The following is a 16,083-nucleotide window of genomic DNA, read 5'->3' as shown; positions in this document are numbered from 1 at the left end:
ACCTTGATTGATAGCGTCGTATTCTAAATGTAAAGAATTCGTAATTTCAGGTTTCACCCCTTGAGATTTAAGTCACATATAACCATGTTTAAAAGATAGTTATCAGTTTGGTGTTTACTATGTTCAATTCTCTTACATCTCTATTTAAACAGCTTCTCGATGGCGAGGATCTGGCACAGACTCATACCGTGTCTCCCAACATGGCGATTGCATGCTTACTTTGTGAAGTGTCTGGCGCTGACCATCAAGTGGATGAAAAAGAGCTAGAAACAAAACATTCTCTTTTAATGAAGTTGCTTTCGCTGAGCGCTGCAGAGGCTACACAATTACTGGAAAAAGCGGCACAAACAACAAAAGAGTCCGCGTCATTGTATGACTTCACTTCTCAACTAAGAGAGTTAACTCAAGAAACGCGTTACAACTTGATAAAGAGTATGTGGGAAGTGGCGTATTCTGACGGGAAAATTGACCCGCTTGAAGATGCAGTCATCCGTAAGACGGCAGAATTGCTCTATGTCGACCACAAAGACTTTATCCGCGCCAAACTGCAATCACAGTAGTGTCACCACCTACTCGTCACCCAATAAAAAAACGCGCTGAAGATCAGCGCGTTTTTATTTTATAGAAGCCAACGTGTTGTTATTAAGACTGGTCAAGATTTGAATTTGTTTGACAAGGCTGAGATTAGACAAACTCCATGACAGAAAAACACAAGTTGGATTAAAGATTCATTACAAACCCACAACTAAAGCATAGTCAGTGCGAGTTTGGCTAGGTTATACGCATCAACATAACCAGAGTGTTGGCGGCCTTCCCATTCAATCCCTTTCGCTTCTTGGGCAGCGCGATGACCAATGCGCTTTTCTTTGAGACGGTTTTGAATACGGTAAAGTGTCGCTAGGTTAATGAACTCGGTAAATGGCGCTTCGATGCCCTTTTGTTTGCACTCATCAAGTAAAATCGTGTCATCTCGCCCCCATGAGGCGTAAATTTTGTTGCGGCCGCCGAAGTTCTTAACCATAGACTTCAACACTTCTTCAAGTGGTCGACCTTGTTTCTCGATTTTACGTGGTGTAATCCCCGTTAGCTCGGCGCAGAACAACGAGACTTCATCTTGTTCAGGCTTAACGTAGTACTGAGCACGTTTAACGATCTCACCTTTGGACAAATCTATTTCAGCCAACCCGACTTCGATGATCTCGCCAGTACGGCCAACGCCATTCTCGTTCCAGCAACACATTTCTAAATCGAAGCAGACGATACGGTTATGGTTCATAGTTTGTCTTGATTCCTAACATAGATTTTAAAGCGAGAGATTCTACCTCAATGACAGGTAAAACTCGAATGCGCTTGCCGATTTAATCACCGATTGCACTGGGTTAACGCTATTTTATAAAGTGATTCGACAAATTTAGGTTCTTATACTGCTGTATGAACACGATGTATAACGTCGGTGAAAACCGAGGCAAGGTGTCATTAATTGCGGAAATATCGTACTTCTGGCATGCCATGGCCTTTAAAGCGTGTTCCAATCGTTGGTTTTTCGCGCTAATCGTGCGGTAAATTTACGAATTATTACAGCGTTAAGCCTTGAATATGCTAAAATCCGACATCATTTTAGTGTCTAAACTTGGTGCAAGATCGCAAAGACGATCAATTTAATAAACACATTGAGCCTATGCACCAATGAATCAATAGAAAGAGAAAAAACGTCATGAACATTGATTTGAACCTAATTCCTCAAACGTTCGATATGCTTCACGCTGGTCTTGCTGCTTCGAGCGTATTGCTTTTGCTGGTTGCTGTATCACGTAAATCGAAAGTGATTGAGAAAGTAGTAGAAAAGCCGGTTGAGAAAATCGTCGAGGTTGAAAAACCTGTCGAGAAGATCGTAGAAGTTGAAAAAGTCGTTGAAGTAGAAAAAGTGGTTGAAAAGGTTGTTGAAGTTGAATCAAAACTGGCAACTGCTTCTACTGACTCTGCAATGCAACTGCTTTCTATTATGCAGCAAGAAGCTCGCCTAATTGACTTCCTACAAGAAGACTTAACGTCATTCTCAGATGAAGAAGTTGGCGCTGCCGCTCGCGTTATCCACACTGGTGGTAAAAAAGTATTAAGCGATTACGTAACGCTTGCACACGTACGTAACGAAGACGAAGAAACCCGCATTACGGTTGAAGAAAACTTTAACCCACAAGAAATTCGCCTAACTGGCAATGTTACAGGCAGTGCACCATTCCACGGAACATTGGTTCACAAGGGCTGGAAGGCTACATCAATGAACTTGCCTAAACTGGCTGAAAATTACGATGCATCAGTCATCGCTCCAGCCGAGGTTGAGCTGTAATGGAACACATGAACCAAGAAAACATTTCTCAAGAAGAAAACATCCAAGAGACGCCAGAGCAACAGTCTCCTAAATTTAGCGTTGGTATCGACTTAGGTACGACACACTGTGTGATGTCTTTTGTCGATACTCACGATGAAGATGCTCGTGTAGAAGTTATGCCGATTCCACAATTGACGGCACCTGGCACAGTAGAAACTCGCAGCCAACTTGGCTCGTTCCTGTACCAACCTCACGAACACGAAATGAATCCGCAATCACGCGTGCTGCCGTGGTCTAGCGAGCCTAAAGCACTGGTTGGTGCGATTGCTCGTAATCTGGGTTCAAAAACGCCAATTCGCTTGATTGCCAGCGCTAAATCTTGGCTTTGTCATGGCGGCGTAAACCGTCGTGATGCATTCCTGCCAGCTGGTAGCCCTGAAGAAGTCGAAAAAGTATCCCCTCTTCGTGCAACCGAGTTGTACCTTGAGCATCTAAAAGAGGCCTGGAACCACACTCACCCTAATCACAAGCTTGCTGAGCAAGATGTGACAATTACCGTTCCTGCATCGTTCGACCCAGCGGCACGTGACCTGACGGCAGAAGCTGCGCGCAATGTTGGTTTTGTTCATCTGACACTACTAGAAGAGCCTCAGGCTGCGCTTTACAACTGGATCGACAACAGTAACGACAAATGGCGTGACGAAGTCGAAGTCGGCGACATCGTTCTGGTCGTTGATATCGGTGGTGGTACAACCGACCTATCTTTGGTGGAAGTAACCGAAGATGACGGTAACCTGTCACTTAGCCGTATTGCCGTCGGTGAGCACATTCTGCTTGGCGGTGACAACATGGACCTTGCCCTTGCGTACCGCTTGAAAATGAAGCTTGCGCAAGAAGGTAAAGATCTACAACCGTGGCAAGTTCAGGCAATGACACACGCTTGCCGTGATGCCAAAGAAGCGCTTCTGAACGACAGCGAGCTGCAATCTGTGCCAATCGTTGTTCCTAGCCGTGGTTCTAAACTGCTTGGCGCAACGCTTAAGACCGAACTGACTCAAGAAGAAGTACAGCAAACGCTGGTTGATGGTTTCTTCCCACAAGTTGCGATTACTGATCACCCTGTTCAACGTAACCGTGGCGCACTGACGCAGATGGGCCTGACTTATGCTCAGGATGCAGGCATCACACGTCACATTGCTGCCTTCTTGTCTAAGCAAGCAAACGCTCAAGGTGGTGGTGAATCTGCTCCAGCTCAAGACTACAACCCATTTGCGAACATGCCGGGTATGCCAGGCGCTGAAGTTGCTCAATCAGCAGATTTCATCAAACCAACCGCGATTCTGTTTAACGGTGGTGTACTGAAATCAACGCTATTGGCCTCTCGCTTAGAAGACACCATTAACGAATGGTTGCTTGAAGCAGATGCAGAAATGGCGAAACGTCTGACTGGCGTTGATCTCGATCTTGCGGTAGCAAGCGGTGCGGCTTACTACGGCTCAGTTCGTCGTGGTCAGGGCGTTCGTATTCGCGGTGGTATCGCTTCGGCTTACTACGTAGGTATCGAAAGCGCAATGCCAGCGATTCCTGGAATGGCGCCTCCAATGGAAGCCCTATGTGTGGCACCATTTGGTATGGAAGAAGGCTCAAGTGTTGACGTACCAAGCCAAGAGTTTGGTTTGGTTATCGGCCAACCAGTAAACTTCCAGTTCTTTGGTTCGACAGTACGTCGTGATGACCTAGCAGGTACTCATCTTGATCACTGGGCACCAGAAGAGCTTGAAGAGTTACCAGAAATTCAAGTAACGCTACCAGTATCCGAAGGTCGTCGTGAGGGCGAAGTGGTTCCTGTCACTCTGGCATCTCGCGTGACAGAACTTGGTACGCTTTACCTGGAAGCAATTGCCGCCGATAACGGTCAAAAATGGCACGTTGAGTTCGATGTGCGTGAAGACGCAAAAAGTGACTCAAACGAAGAAGAATAAATAGAAATCAAACGGCATCCAATCGGGTGCCGTTTTTAAATACACGAAGGTTTGTATGGCATCTCCTCGTTTTCTAGTTGGTATTGACCTTGGCACGACAAATACTGTGGTCGCCTATTGTGAAATCACCGACAACCTTGAACAATCCGAAGTATCCCTATTTGATATCGACCAATTAATTGGTCCTGGTGAAGTGGTTCGTAAACCGCTGCTACCCTCTTTCCGTTACCACCCGGCTCAGGGACAAATTTCCCCGTCTGACTTAACCCTGCCTTGGGAAAATCAGCCTGTTTCTGGCGACATTAAAAATGTCATCGTCGGTGAATGGGCACGTGAACTAGGCGCGAAAGTCGAAGGACGTCAGGTTTCGAGCGCGAAAAGCTGGCTCTCCCATCAAGCGGTCGACCGTAGCTCAGACATTCTTCCTTGGGCTGGCGCACAAGACGTTGATAAAGTCTCACCCGTAATTGCCAGCGCAAGTTATCTAAATCACATCCGTCAGGCATGGAACTATCGTCATCCGAGTAACAAGCTGGAAGACCAAGATGTCGTGGTTACCGTCCCTGCATCGTTCGATGAAACGGCACGTAAACTCACCCTTGAAGCAGCCGATCTAGCCGGATTGAAGAAAATCGTCCTACTCGAAGAGCCACAAGCGGTATGTTACGACTGGTATGCACGCCATCAACAAACGGCGGCCGATGAACTCAAAGACCTACCGCTGATCCTTGTCTGTGACGTGGGTGGTGGTACTACCGACTTAAGCTTGATTGAGGCTAAGTTCAAACAAAGTAATGACAGCGAGAGTGAGCTGGCCCTTGACCGAATAGGCGTTGGCGAACACCTCATGCTGGGCGGTGACAACCTCGACTTGGCACTAGCGCACCTCGCAGAAAGCCGCTTCAATCAGAACAAAAAGCTGACAGCTGCAAGCCTAACAAAACTGATTCAGCAAACCCGAAAAGCGAAAGAAAACCTGCTTTCTTCAAACGCCCCTGAAGAAGTTAAAATCACCATGCTGGGTAGCGGCTCAAAACTACTTGGTGGCACCAAGAGCATTGCGCTGAGTAAACAAGAAGTACACCAAATTGCCCTGGATGGCTTCTTCCCCCTTTCTGAATTTAATGAAGTACCCGACAAACGACGCAGTGCCGTTGTCGAGTTTGGGTTGCCGTACGTCGCAGATCCTGCAGTAAGTAAACACGTAGCCGAGTTCCTAACTCAGCATCAGCAAGTGTCGCGATCTGCACTTGGCATAGAAGACGAAAAACAAAACGCGATTCCGGTCGGCTTACTACTCAATGGTGGTGTGTTTAACAGTGACCTTGTCACAGAGCGTGTCACTACCCTACTCTCTGACTGGCGCGGCGCTCCTGTCACGGTTTTGGATAACCCTCATCCTGATTGGTCTGTCGCACTTGGCGCCGTTGCCTTTGGTAAAGCACGACGTGGAGCCCAGCTAAAAATCGGTGGTGGTGCCGCTCGTTCTTACTTCCTGCACCTGCAAGAGAAAAACAAAATGGGCAAAGCCCTTTGTTTGCTAGCAAAAGGGACGGAAGAAGGCCATGAGATTCGCTTAAGTGGCCGTCGATTCTCGCTTACACTTGGCGAGCCGGTTCGATTTAATCTTCTTACCTCAACCCACGATACTCTGACCAACAACACTGCGATTCAAAATGGTGTGATGGTTGACGTTGATCCTGACTTATTTGTTCCACTTCCGCCGTACATCACCACATTAGAAGGCGAAGGTGCTGAGCTGCACGCAAATCAAAAAGAGCGTGTCGAGGTACAACTCGCTTGCCAGTTAACGGAAGTGGGCACACTCAAAATGGAATGTGTCAGCGCAGAAGACGACACTAAACGTTGGGCGCTAGAGTTTGAAGTACGTAACAAACAAGCAGACGACAACGAAGACGTACAACTTCATCCAAAGTTGAATGAGTGTAAGGAGCTGGTGGCTCGTCTTTACAGCGGTAATAAGAAAAGCGCCGACAGCAAAGAGATCAAAACGTTAGCGAAAGATCTTGAGAAGAAACTGGGTAAGCGTGATGAATGGGACTTCACAACGCTTCGTCAGCTATTCGATGCATTTGCTCAAGGCAGAAAACGCCGCCGTCGTTCAGAGCAACATGAAAAGAACTGGCTTCGACTTGCGGGCTTTGCACTGCGCCCGGGGTTTGGTGATCCAACCGATTCTTGGCGTATCGAACAAATTTGGGGACTTTACCAACAAAACATTCAGTTTAAAAACCATCAAGGATGGACAGACTGGTGGGTATTCTGGCGTCGTATTGCTGGTGGCTTAAACCAGGAACAGCAAGAAACGATTTTGGCTGACATTGCGAAATATCTGCACCCAGGCGCAATGAAGAATCCACAATCCGCCAAAGCTGCGCAAGACATGGGCTACGAGTCAATGGTTCGGCTGTCAGCGTCGTTGGAAAATCTGGAAGTCGAAGATAAAGTGCTTTTGGCAACGTGGTTCCTGAGTAAAGCCATTAACCAAAATCAATTCCAACAAGCACACTGGTGGGCAATGGGCCGACTTGCATCTCGTACTCCGCTATACGGCAGCCAGCACAATGTTATTCCCCGTGAGCAAGCAGAGCAGTGGCTTCCAAAACTGTTAGATCAAAACTGGCAAAAAGAACCAATGATCGCGTTTGCGGCTGTCATGATTTGTCGTAAAACAGGAGACCGCCTGTTCGACATCTCAGATGACTATCGCGAGCAGGTTCTGGCGAAGCTGAAACAAAGTAAAGTACCTGAGTCTTGGATCTCTTTGGTTGAAGAAGTGAAAGAACTTTCTGATAGTGAATCGAAGCGTGTGTTCGGTGATGCACTCCCAAGTGGTTTAACGCTGGTTCATCACTAAGCTTTTTCTCCATAGAAATGCTAAAAAAATGCACAAAGCCCTTCGTTGAAGGGCTTTGTTTTATCTGATTTCTCTACAAACAACGGGTTAATTCAACTCTGTCGTAATCACCACATCACGCGTTTCGTTATCCATGTCACTGATGCCGACCACTGAGACTTCGCGATCCGAAAGTGTCTCAATCAAGCTGTCTTCTAATCCGCCATCAGCTAACCAAGTATAAAATTTCTCTGCGATGCGCTCCGAACCTTCTCCAACAAACGTTAATGTGACCTTCTTCATTTGTGACACTCCATCAATTTACGATTCAGCAACTTAAGCGTAGTATGTTTGGCAAACATCGACATCTACTAAGGCTAACTTCTTTTATGACCATTGAAAAATTTGACGCGATTTACCAACGCGCCGCCGAACGTAAAGGCGGTAAAGACCAACTTGAAGCCCTGCTTACTCACCCGTTAAGTAAAACAGAGTTAGCCGCTATTCCTGATGACCGTTGGTTAGCTGCATTTTCAATGAAAGTATTTCAAAGTGGCATTTCATGGAGTGTGGTACGAAAAAAATGGCCAAACTTTGAAGAGGTCTTTTTTGGTTTCAAAATCGAGCCATTACTTATGCTTTCTGACGAACAGTGGGAAACAAAAGCGACAGACGAACGTATCATTCGCCACCTGACAAAAGTGATGTCAATTCCCGCTAACGCTCGCATGATTCATGAAGCGAGCATTGAATACGGCTCATTCGGTAAAATGGTGGCAGATTGGCCTCAAGAGAACATCACCGAACTTTGGGCTTATTTAAAAAAACACGGCAAACGCTTGGGCGGAAATACCGGGCCATATACCTTACGCCAAATGGGTGCAGACACATTTATCATCTCGAACGATGTAGAGGCTTACCTGCGCAACTGCAAGATCATTGAAGGTGGAAAAGACACCAAGAAATCCCTGGACGCAGCCAATAAAGCCTTTATAGAGTGGCAAAAAGAGAGTGGCCGAAGCCTCACAGAAATCAGCCAAATCATCGCATTTAGCACGGGTGATAATAGAGTATAGTTTTCATCATGCAAAAAGCCCCAAGTAATGTTGGGGCTTCATGACTAGTTGAAATAGGCGTTTTGTTAGTTACGATTTCAAAGATTAATTTTGTTATTATACTTCTTTGGACACCATCGCAGTTGGCGGTTTAATGGTGATTGCGTTAGCTCCTAACTCTTCAGGGAAGTCTTCTTTCACCATCTTGAATAGTGACGCAACCATAATCACCATCACTGGTAACATAGGCAGAGCAACCACTAGAGTTGATGTTTGCGCTGCTTTCAAGCCACCCACTGATAGCAAACCTACCCCGACTATCGCTAGGCTCAATGTCCAAAACATTCGATTCAACCGAGTCGGTTCTTCTTCCATGCCAAGTTTTTTCGACGTCACCATTGCCAATGTGTATGCCGATGAGTCTACCGTCGTAGCCAAAAAGACAAAACACAACGCGACAAACACAGGTAATACAACTGTGCTGTATGGTAACGCTTTTACAATCGCCGTTACTGCCGCCGGGATACCGCCTTCCGCTAAGATTTGCGAAATTTGCATACTTGCGGAGTGTTCTAAATTAAGCGCATACCCACCCCATACTGCGAAGAAAACGCACGTACCTGCGGAACCCCAAAGTACACCATTTAGAATAAATTCTCTGATGGTTCGCCCTTTGGAAATCTTAGCAACGAATATACCCATCATCGGAGCGTATGCTACCCACCAAGCCCAGTAGAAAATCGTCCAGCTTCCTGGGAAACTGCTGTGTCTAATTGGCGATGTCCATGTGTTAATTCGGAAGAAGTTGTCCAAGAACAAGCCTAAACTATTTGAACCTAACTGTAAGATGAATAAAGTTGGCCCCACTAAAAATACGAATAACAACAATAACATCGCGAGGCCCATATTAATGTTAGACAGGATCTGGATACCTTTTCCTAAACCTTTATATACAGACCAACCGATCATCAATATCCAAACTGCAAGTACCCCTAACTGAAGCCCAAATGAGTCACCCCAACCAAACGATTCACCTAGTAGTTCTGTAACTAAAGGAACGGATAGTCCTAGTGAAGTCCCTACAGCACCAACAATCGAAAGAATAACGATGATATCAACCAATCGACCTATCGGACCGTCAACACTTTTACCTAGCAATGGACGACATGCTTCGCTGAAACGCATGACTGGGATTCGGCGAACATAGAAGATATAGGCCATCGGTACTGCAGGCAGAAGGTAGATAGACCAAGGCACTATGCCCCAGTGCAAAAATGGATACATTGCTCCCCATTCTATTGCTTCTGCAGTGCCCTTACTTATATTCAAAGGCGGTGAATCCATTATGTATATAGGCTCGATAAAAGCCCAGTTACATAATGAAATGCCTATTCCGGCACAAAACAACATCGCAATCCACGATGTTTTACTAAAATCAGGCTCATCTTCTGCCCTGCCTAATTTAATGTTGCCGATTCGTGTTAAAGCCATAATCAGCATAGCGAAGAAACATAGCAGACCGATCATCAGATAGAGCCACCCAAAGTTAGATGTCGTCCAATTGAATAGTGTTGAAATAATAGCTTCCCCTTTCTCTGGCGCTATTGCCAAAAAAAAGCAGCTACTTAAAACAATAATTACAGCGGGAATAAACAAGCTGTAATCAATATTAGCTCGCGATGTAGTACTCACATTTACTCTCCTTAGTATTACCTATAGATGTCAACTAGCAGGTAACACTATTTACATATTACCCACCAATGTCAACCCAGAACGAATTTTGAGTTAACATTCTATAAACACACACTTAACACAAATCACATAGGTAAATTCACTTGAAATACAATCAATTATTTGAAATTCACGCCGTAAGATAAAGAGGAATTTAAAATTATCACCAGAAAAATATTTATCATTGTTAATATAATGTGATCCAAATCATGGTTTAAAGTTTGTGCAAAATCAGAACTTGCTATACATTTCTGTCAACCAACAGTTAACAGAGGGAAGTGAGCTATGAAATTTACAACAACAATAAAAAAAGAACACCACGAAGACATTGATAACGCATGGACCATTCCAGCCCGTTACTACACGAGTGAAGAAGTATTTGAGACAGAAAAAGAAGTCATTTTTGCCAATTCATGGATATGCGTTGCCCATTCCAGTGAAGTCCGAGAAAAAAATGCATTTATCAAACGCGAAATGATTGGAGAGAGCTTAGTTATTGTTCGCGGGAGAGATGACATTCTTCGCGGATTCTACAACGTCTGCCCTCACCGCGGTCATCAGTTGATCTCAGAGGAATCAGGAAAAGCGAAAAATGTTATCACCTGCCCTTACCACGCATGGGCGTTTAAATTGGATGGCGAATTGGTACACGCAACTAACTGCGAGAACGTAAACAATTTCGATAAGGATTTGGCAAGCCTAGTACCATTTCATGTAACGGAATACGCTGGCTTTATTTTTGTCAATCTAAGCAATGATCCAAAGCCTATCAGTGAACAATTGCCTGGTTTAGAAGAACAAGTGTTCAAAGCTTGTCCGTCGGTCAAGGAGCTAAAACGTGCAGCCCGCTTCGTTAGCCAGACGCCAGCGAACTGGAAATCTATCGTAGACAACTATATTGAATGCTACCACTGCCCTACCAACCATGTCAGCTTCGCTGACTCGGTAGATGTGGGCCAATACGAACACGAGTTTAAGACGAACTGGTCAGTACAGGTCGGTAAAGCTAAACCTTCGGATTCATCATACCAATTCGATGAATCTCTGATGGATCCTAAATTCTTCGGTTTCTGGTTATGGCCTTGCACAATGTTCAACATGCCTCCAGGCGGAGACTTTATGACTGTCATTTACGAGTTCCCTGTCAGTGCTGGTGAAACTCTGCAGTTCTACGATATCTATTTCTTGAATGATGTTCTTACTGATGATCAAAAACGTTTGGTCGATTGGTATGAGAACGTATTCCGACCTGAAGATCTGCGTTTGGTTGAGAGCGTTCAAAAAGGCCTCACATCTCGTGGCTATCGTGGTCAAGGTCGAGTCATGGCTGATAAAACTCGCTCAGGTTTAAGTGAGCATGGTATTGCTTTCTTCCACAAATTGGTCGCAGACGCGCATCTTGGAGAAAAATAATGAGCTTTAACCAACATTTGCAGGACACTGAACTATTCAAACAAGCCGCTTTTATCAATGGCTCATGGATTAACTCAGATGAAGACATTGTGGTGACGAATCCAGCCACCGGAAAAAAAATAGGTACTGTTCCGAAGCTATCAGAATCGGCGGTGATTGATAGTATCGAAATGGCTGAGCAAGCAATGGAAAAGTGGAAGTCACTAACGGCAAAGCAAAGAAGTAAAACCTTAATGAAATGGTTTTACCTTATCGAGCAACACTGTGACGACCTTGCATACATCATGACGTGTGAACAAGGAAAACCGTTGGCGGAAGCTGTGGGAGAAATTCACTACGCGGCCTCTTTTATCGAGTGGTTCGCCGAAGAAGGTAAACGTATTTATGGCGATGTGATTCCGCAAACGGTCGCGTCAAACCGGTTAATGACCATAAAACAGGCTATCGGAGTGTGTGGGGCTATCACACCATGGAATTTCCCAGCGGCAATGATCACTCGTAAAGCCGCACCAGCTCTGGCTGCTGGATGCAGCATTGTGGTTAAGCCAGCAACTGAAACACCTTTCACCGCATTGGCGTTGGCTGAGCTTTCACGACGTGCTGGCATTCCAGCTGGCGTATTCAACGTTGTTACTGGTGATTCACGAGCTATTGGTAAACAGTTAACCACTCACCCGAGTATTGCTAAGTTCTCGTTTACAGGTTCAACCCCCATTGGTCGTACTTTACTTGAACAGTGTGCCAGCACCGTTAAAAAGACTTCTATGGAACTTGGCGGCAATGCTCCGTTTATTGTCTTCGAGGATGCAGATCTTGATGACGCTGCCGATGGTGCACTGGTAGCTAAGTTTCGTAACGGCGGCCAAACCTGTGTATGTGTGAATCGTATTTATGTACACGAATCCGTACATGACAAATTTGCAGATAAACTGTTAGACCGAGTCAATGCACTACGAGTTGGAAATGGTTTAGAAAGTGACACCAATATCGGCCCAATGATCACAACTAAAGCGGTTGATGACATCAACTCACTGGTTAAGGATGCACTAGAGAAAGGCGCATCTCTTGCTAACAATCATCATTCACTTCCAGAAGGAGAAAGGTACATCGCTCCGTTAGTACTGACCAACGTCACCGATGAGATGAACATCGTCCATGAGGAGATCTTTGGTCCCGTTGCAACAATTATTAAGTTTAGTGATGAAGACGAAGTTCTCGTCAAAGCGAACGATACCATTTTCGGTCTTGCATCTTACGTTTATACCAACAATATCAACCGCATCTATCGTGTATGCGAGAAGTTGGAATACGGAATGGTCGGGGTAAATACCGGATTAATCTCGAACGAAGTTGCGCCGTTTGGTGGTGTAAAGCAATCTGGTTTAGGCAAAGAAGGCTCTAAATACGGCATCGAAGATTATCTAGAAACCAAATATATCTGTATTAACACGAAGTGAGGTTAACCATGTCGCATCAGATTGAAGTAAAAGTGACAGGTGTAGAACAGTTGACTGATCAGGTGAAGTCTTTCACTTTTACAGCACTAAAAGAAAACCAACTCCCGCCTTTCAGTGCGGGAGCCCATATTGGCGTGCAGATCGACCCAGACACAAAGCGAGCTTATTCGTTAACCAGTTCTCCTGCTAACACGGAAGAATATTCAATCGCAGTCCAGCTTGAGCAAAGCTCCAAAGGTGGCTCTAAGCGGATGCACGAATCAGTTCAGGTTGGCGATGTTCTGCAAATTGAGCCGCCAAATAACTTCTTTGAGTTAAGTGAAGATAATAATGCTAAACACATTTTTATCGCCGGCGGTATAGGGATAACTCCATTCATCTCTTACATTCACCAGCTAGAAAACAGTGGATTGAATTACGAGCTTCATTACTGTTTCCGTCATCGCACATCAGCTGCATTTCTGGATTTTTTACAACAGAAACTGGGAGAGCGACTGGTTACTCATGAAAGTGATAGTGGCGAACGCCTGGATATTAAAAAGCTGGCGGAACAAAACGACATAGATACCCATTTCTACGTTTGTGGTCCCAACTCACTTATTGACGATACGATAAACTTTACCTCTGCTTATGTCGGAGAAAGCAACGTACATTATGAAAAATTTACGGATCAAGCAGAAGAAGGCGAATCCTTCGAGGTTTACTGCGAAAAATCTGACATCACGCTACAGATCGCCGAAGATCAATCGATCATTCAGGTATTAGAAGCGGATAAACGGATTAAAGTCGATTGTTTGTGTCGCAATGGTGTCTGTGGAACCTGTGAAACCGCCATTTTACAGGGTGAAGCGGACCATCGTGACTCCTATCTGACAGACGAAGAACGTGAAGAGCAGAAGACCATGTTGATTTGCGTTTCTCGTGCTAAGTCGAAAAGAATTGTGCTGGATTTGTAAGACACAACCCAAATCTAAAACACTTGCTCAAACCAAAATAGAAAATGAAAACGGAGCTTTCAATGAAAGAGTTTAACATTGCGACGATCCCTGGCGATGGCATCGGGCAAGAAGTCATCCCTGTTGGTGTAGAGGCGCTGCAAGTTGCATGCGCGAAATATGGTATTAAGCTGAACTTCACTGAGTTCGACTGGTCTTGCGAAACCTACCACAAAACAGGAAAGATGATGCCTGATGATGGTATTGAGCAACTTAAAGCATTTGATGCCATTTACCTTGGCGCTGTCGGCTACCCAGGCGTACCCGACCATATCTCACTTTGGGGGCTGCTACTCCCTATTCGTCGCGAGTTCGAACAATACGTAAACCTTCGCCCTGTTCGCCTCTTTGAAGGGGTGACTTGCCCTCTTGCTGGTAAACAACCAGGGGATATTGACTTTTATGTTGTGCGTGAAAACGTTGAAGGTGAATATTCGAATATCGGTGGCATTCAATTTGAAGGCACGGATGATGAAATTGTCGTTCAACAAAGTATCTTCACTCGCAAGGGAACCGACCGGATCCTACGCTATGCTTTCGAACTGGCTAGCAGTCGCCCGAGAAAGCAACTCGCGTCAGCCACCAAGTCCAATGGCCTATTCCATTCCATGCCATACTGGGATGCGCGTGTAGAAGCCATGTCGGAAAACTACCCTCAAGTAGGTGTTGAGAAGTACCACATTGATATTTTTACGGCGAATCTGGTTAAAAAGCCTGAGCATTACGATGTCATCGTCGGCTCAAATTTATTTGGAGATATTCTGTCGGATCTCGGCCCAGCGTGTACTGGTACAATTGCGATCGCGCCTTCTGCCAACATTAATCCAGAAAAAAACTTCCCTTCTATGTTCGAGCCAGTACACGGTTCAGCTCCGGATATCGCAGGGAAAGGGATTGCAAACCCTATTGGTACAGTATGGGCTGGCGCGATGATGATGCAGCACCTGGGTTGCGATGAAGTCCATGATATTTTGCTAAAAGCGATTGAAGAGTTGCTTCGTCAAGGTGAATGTTTGACACCGGATATGGGCGGAAATGCGACGACCATCTCAATGGGACAAACGCTTGTAGACATACTTCATCATATAAATGAGTAACTAAGGTGTTAGAGCAGTGTTATAATCACTGCTCTTTTTCATTACAGGGTTACTCAAATGACGACTGGGTTCGCAACCAGATTGAATCATCTACTCGAATCAACCACCGTTACACAAAGCGCAATCGCCAGACAAAGTGGCGTATCGCGTGCTGCAGTTCATAAGTGGACTAAAGGTGGCCAGATAGACGACAACAATCTCGAAAAACTCAGTGAGATCTTTAATGTCGACCCGGTTTGGCTGAAATACGGTGTACATACTGGCGATGTTTCTAATCAGTCGGATCATGACGGCAGCATCGATATGGTACACCTGAACCATAATGATGCTGAGGTTGTCTCTTGGGAATGGGACATTAAAACCAACCGCGTAACCTATTCAGAAAACGTAAAAAGTATCTATGGCGTTTCCATCAATACAAACGAAGACTTTTTTGGTCTGCTCGATCCCGCATCGCGAGAAGAAATGAATAAGGCTTATGAGCGATTAATTCAACATGGTGGTGCTCACGAAATTGATTTTCGTATTTCAACGGATGACGGTCCAAGGTGGATAACCTCGCGTGCCACGAGTATTCGCGAAAATAATACAACAACAAAAATTGTTGGAATTAGTTTGGACAACACCGTCAGAAAGCGTAACGAAATCAACGCAGCTCAGTTTGAAACCTTGTTCAAATTTCTGCTTAATCGATGCAGTAATATTACCCTGTTTACTGACCAACACGGCACTATCGTACATTCAAACATCCCATCAACCAACGCGAACTATCTACCGATCAAAGTAGAATTAGAGCGATTAATTTACCGCAACATCGATTTAATCAATCAAAGCATACAAAACCATCAAGATGAAAAAGATGGAAGCATCGTTTCGATAGACGGAGCTGACTACAACGTAAGTCGCGCCGGACACTTTCTAGTAATAGTTTGTCCTCAAGACCTATTCAATATTCAAGAATAATGTAACTTTAAAGCTTTCATACTCTTACCTAAGGCAAAGCGCCAAAACCACCCTATTAACATGAATTTCACATAATTTTGTTACATTGGCGGGTTGCAGTAATAAAGTGAGAAATTCGATAGAGCATATATTCAAAATCAATACAAAATATCGTATTTATGTTTGCTCAATATTTGTGCTTGTAAACTTTTTATTTCGCCCAAT

General features: G+C 44.9%; 13 protein-coding genes. 10 read left to right on the top strand and 3 right to left on the bottom strand.

Annotation, left to right across the window (positions count from 1 at the left end):
- Positions 1-119: 119 nt before the first annotated feature.
- Positions 120-560 (top strand): TerB family tellurite resistance protein, encoded by a 441-nt coding sequence (locus tag VEJY3_RS07165; protein WP_014231772.1) that lies wholly within the window; start codon positions 120-122, stop codon positions 558-560.
- A 185-nt stretch (positions 561-745) separates the two neighbouring features.
- Here the strand turns inward: VEJY3_RS07165 and VEJY3_RS07160 are convergent, their stop codons facing one another.
- Entirely contained in the window at positions 746-1,276 is a 531-nt protein-coding gene (locus tag VEJY3_RS07160; protein WP_014231771.1) for a 3'-5' exonuclease, read from the bottom strand.
- Positions 1,277-1,714: 438 nt separating this feature from the next.
- On the opposite strand from VEJY3_RS07160, the gene VEJY3_RS07155 reads away from it, so the two are divergent.
- The 3 genes from VEJY3_RS07155 to VEJY3_RS07145 are packed head-to-tail and all read left to right on the top strand — an operon-like array spanning position 1,715 to position 7,189.
- The gene (locus VEJY3_RS07155; RefSeq protein WP_014231770.1) at positions 1,715-2,347 is read left to right on the top strand and encodes a DUF2760 domain-containing protein; all 633 of its coding nucleotides are present in this window, start codon (positions 1,715-1,717) and stop codon (positions 2,345-2,347) included.
- Positions 2,347-4,311, top strand: coding sequence for an Hsp70 family protein (locus VEJY3_RS07150; RefSeq protein ID WP_014231769.1), 1,965 nt, complete (start codon positions 2,347-2,349; stop codon positions 4,309-4,311). The genes VEJY3_RS07155 and VEJY3_RS07150 overlap by 1 nt, the downstream gene beginning before the upstream one ends.
- Positions 4,312-4,366: 55 nt before the next feature.
- On the top strand, positions 4,367-7,189 hold the full coding sequence (locus tag VEJY3_RS07145) for an Hsp70 family protein (protein WP_014231768.1): 2,823 nt from the start codon (positions 4,367-4,369) through the stop codon (positions 7,187-7,189).
- A gap of 87 nt (positions 7,190-7,276) precedes the next feature.
- Here the strand turns inward: VEJY3_RS07145 and VEJY3_RS07140 are convergent, their stop codons facing one another.
- On the bottom strand, positions 7,277-7,471 hold the full coding sequence (locus tag VEJY3_RS07140; RefSeq protein ID WP_014231767.1) for a hypothetical protein: 195 nt from the start codon (positions 7,469-7,471) through the stop codon (positions 7,277-7,279).
- A gap of 86 nt (positions 7,472-7,557) precedes the next feature.
- Between VEJY3_RS07140 and VEJY3_RS07135 the strand changes: the two genes are divergently transcribed.
- Positions 7,558-8,244, top strand: a complete 687-nt coding sequence (locus VEJY3_RS07135; RefSeq protein WP_014231766.1) for a DNA-3-methyladenine glycosylase I — start codon at positions 7,558-7,560, stop codon at positions 8,242-8,244.
- A 96-nt stretch (positions 8,245-8,340) separates the two neighbouring features.
- Here the strand turns inward: VEJY3_RS07135 and VEJY3_RS07130 are convergent, their stop codons facing one another.
- Positions 8,341-9,915, bottom strand: a complete 1,575-nt coding sequence (locus tag VEJY3_RS07130; protein WP_014231765.1) for a BCCT family transporter — start codon at positions 9,913-9,915, stop codon at positions 8,341-8,343.
- A 324-nt stretch (positions 9,916-10,239) separates the two neighbouring features.
- Here VEJY3_RS07130 and VEJY3_RS07125 point away from each other — a divergent pair, with 324 nt between their 5' ends.
- From VEJY3_RS07125 to VEJY3_RS07105, 5 genes are all read left to right on the top strand, one after another.
- Positions 10,240-11,367 carry an aromatic ring-hydroxylating dioxygenase subunit alpha gene (locus VEJY3_RS07125; protein ID WP_014231764.1) on the top strand — a complete coding sequence of 376 codons (1,128 nt, stop codon included), beginning with the start codon at positions 10,240-10,242 and terminating at the stop codon, positions 11,365-11,367.
- On the top strand, positions 11,367-12,824 hold the full coding sequence (locus tag VEJY3_RS07120; RefSeq protein WP_014231763.1) for an NAD-dependent succinate-semialdehyde dehydrogenase: 1,458 nt from the start codon (positions 11,367-11,369) through the stop codon (positions 12,822-12,824). The genes VEJY3_RS07125 and VEJY3_RS07120 overlap by 1 nt, the downstream gene beginning before the upstream one ends.
- Positions 12,825-12,832: 8 nt before the next feature.
- Positions 12,833-13,780, top strand: a complete 948-nt coding sequence (locus VEJY3_RS07115; protein ID WP_014231762.1) for a PDR/VanB family oxidoreductase — start codon at positions 12,833-12,835, stop codon at positions 13,778-13,780.
- 62 nt (positions 13,781-13,842) lie between these two features.
- Positions 13,843-14,916, top strand: a complete 1,074-nt coding sequence (locus VEJY3_RS07110; protein WP_014231761.1) for a tartrate dehydrogenase — start codon at positions 13,843-13,845, stop codon at positions 14,914-14,916.
- Positions 14,917-14,973: 57 nt separating this feature from the next.
- Positions 14,974-15,879: a helix-turn-helix domain-containing protein gene (locus VEJY3_RS07105; protein ID WP_014231760.1), complete on the top strand. Its 906-nt coding sequence runs from the start codon at positions 14,974-14,976 to the stop codon at positions 15,877-15,879.
- The last annotated feature ends 204 nt before the right edge of the window (positions 15,880-16,083 follow it).

Source organism: Vibrio sp. EJY3, from assembly GCF_000241385.1.
Lineage (GTDB): Bacteria > Pseudomonadota > Gammaproteobacteria > Enterobacterales > Vibrionaceae > Vibrio > Vibrio natriegens.
This window is presented reverse-complemented; position numbering and strand designations above follow the sequence as displayed.

Bases quoted from the DNA above. Each gene is read 5' to 3' on its own strand.
- VEJY3_RS07165 (WP_014231772.1), top strand. From the start codon at position 120: ATGTTCAATTCTCTTACATCTCTATTTAAACAGCTTCTCGATGGCGAG.
- VEJY3_RS07160 (WP_014231771.1), bottom strand. From the start codon at position 1,276: ATGAACCATAACCGTATCGTCTGCTTCGATTTAGAAATGTGTTGCTGG.
- VEJY3_RS07155 (WP_014231770.1), top strand. From the start codon at position 1,715: ATGAACATTGATTTGAACCTAATTCCTCAAACGTTCGATATGCTTCAC.
- VEJY3_RS07150 (WP_014231769.1), top strand. From the start codon at position 2,347: ATGGAACACATGAACCAAGAAAACATTTCTCAAGAAGAAAACATCCAA.
- VEJY3_RS07145 (WP_014231768.1), top strand. From the start codon at position 4,367: ATGGCATCTCCTCGTTTTCTAGTTGGTATTGACCTTGGCACGACAAAT.
- VEJY3_RS07140 (WP_014231767.1), bottom strand. From the start codon at position 7,471: ATGAAGAAGGTCACATTAACGTTTGTTGGAGAAGGTTCGGAGCGCATC.
- VEJY3_RS07135 (WP_014231766.1), top strand. From the start codon at position 7,558: ATGACCATTGAAAAATTTGACGCGATTTACCAACGCGCCGCCGAACGT.
- VEJY3_RS07125 (WP_014231764.1), top strand. From the start codon at position 10,240: ATGAAATTTACAACAACAATAAAAAAAGAACACCACGAAGACATTGAT.
- VEJY3_RS07120 (WP_014231763.1), top strand. From the start codon at position 11,367: ATGAGCTTTAACCAACATTTGCAGGACACTGAACTATTCAAACAAGCC.
- VEJY3_RS07115 (WP_014231762.1), top strand. From the start codon at position 12,833: ATGTCGCATCAGATTGAAGTAAAAGTGACAGGTGTAGAACAGTTGACT.
- VEJY3_RS07110 (WP_014231761.1), top strand. From the start codon at position 13,843: ATGAAAGAGTTTAACATTGCGACGATCCCTGGCGATGGCATCGGGCAA.
- VEJY3_RS07105 (WP_014231760.1), top strand. From the start codon at position 14,974: ATGACGACTGGGTTCGCAACCAGATTGAATCATCTACTCGAATCAACC.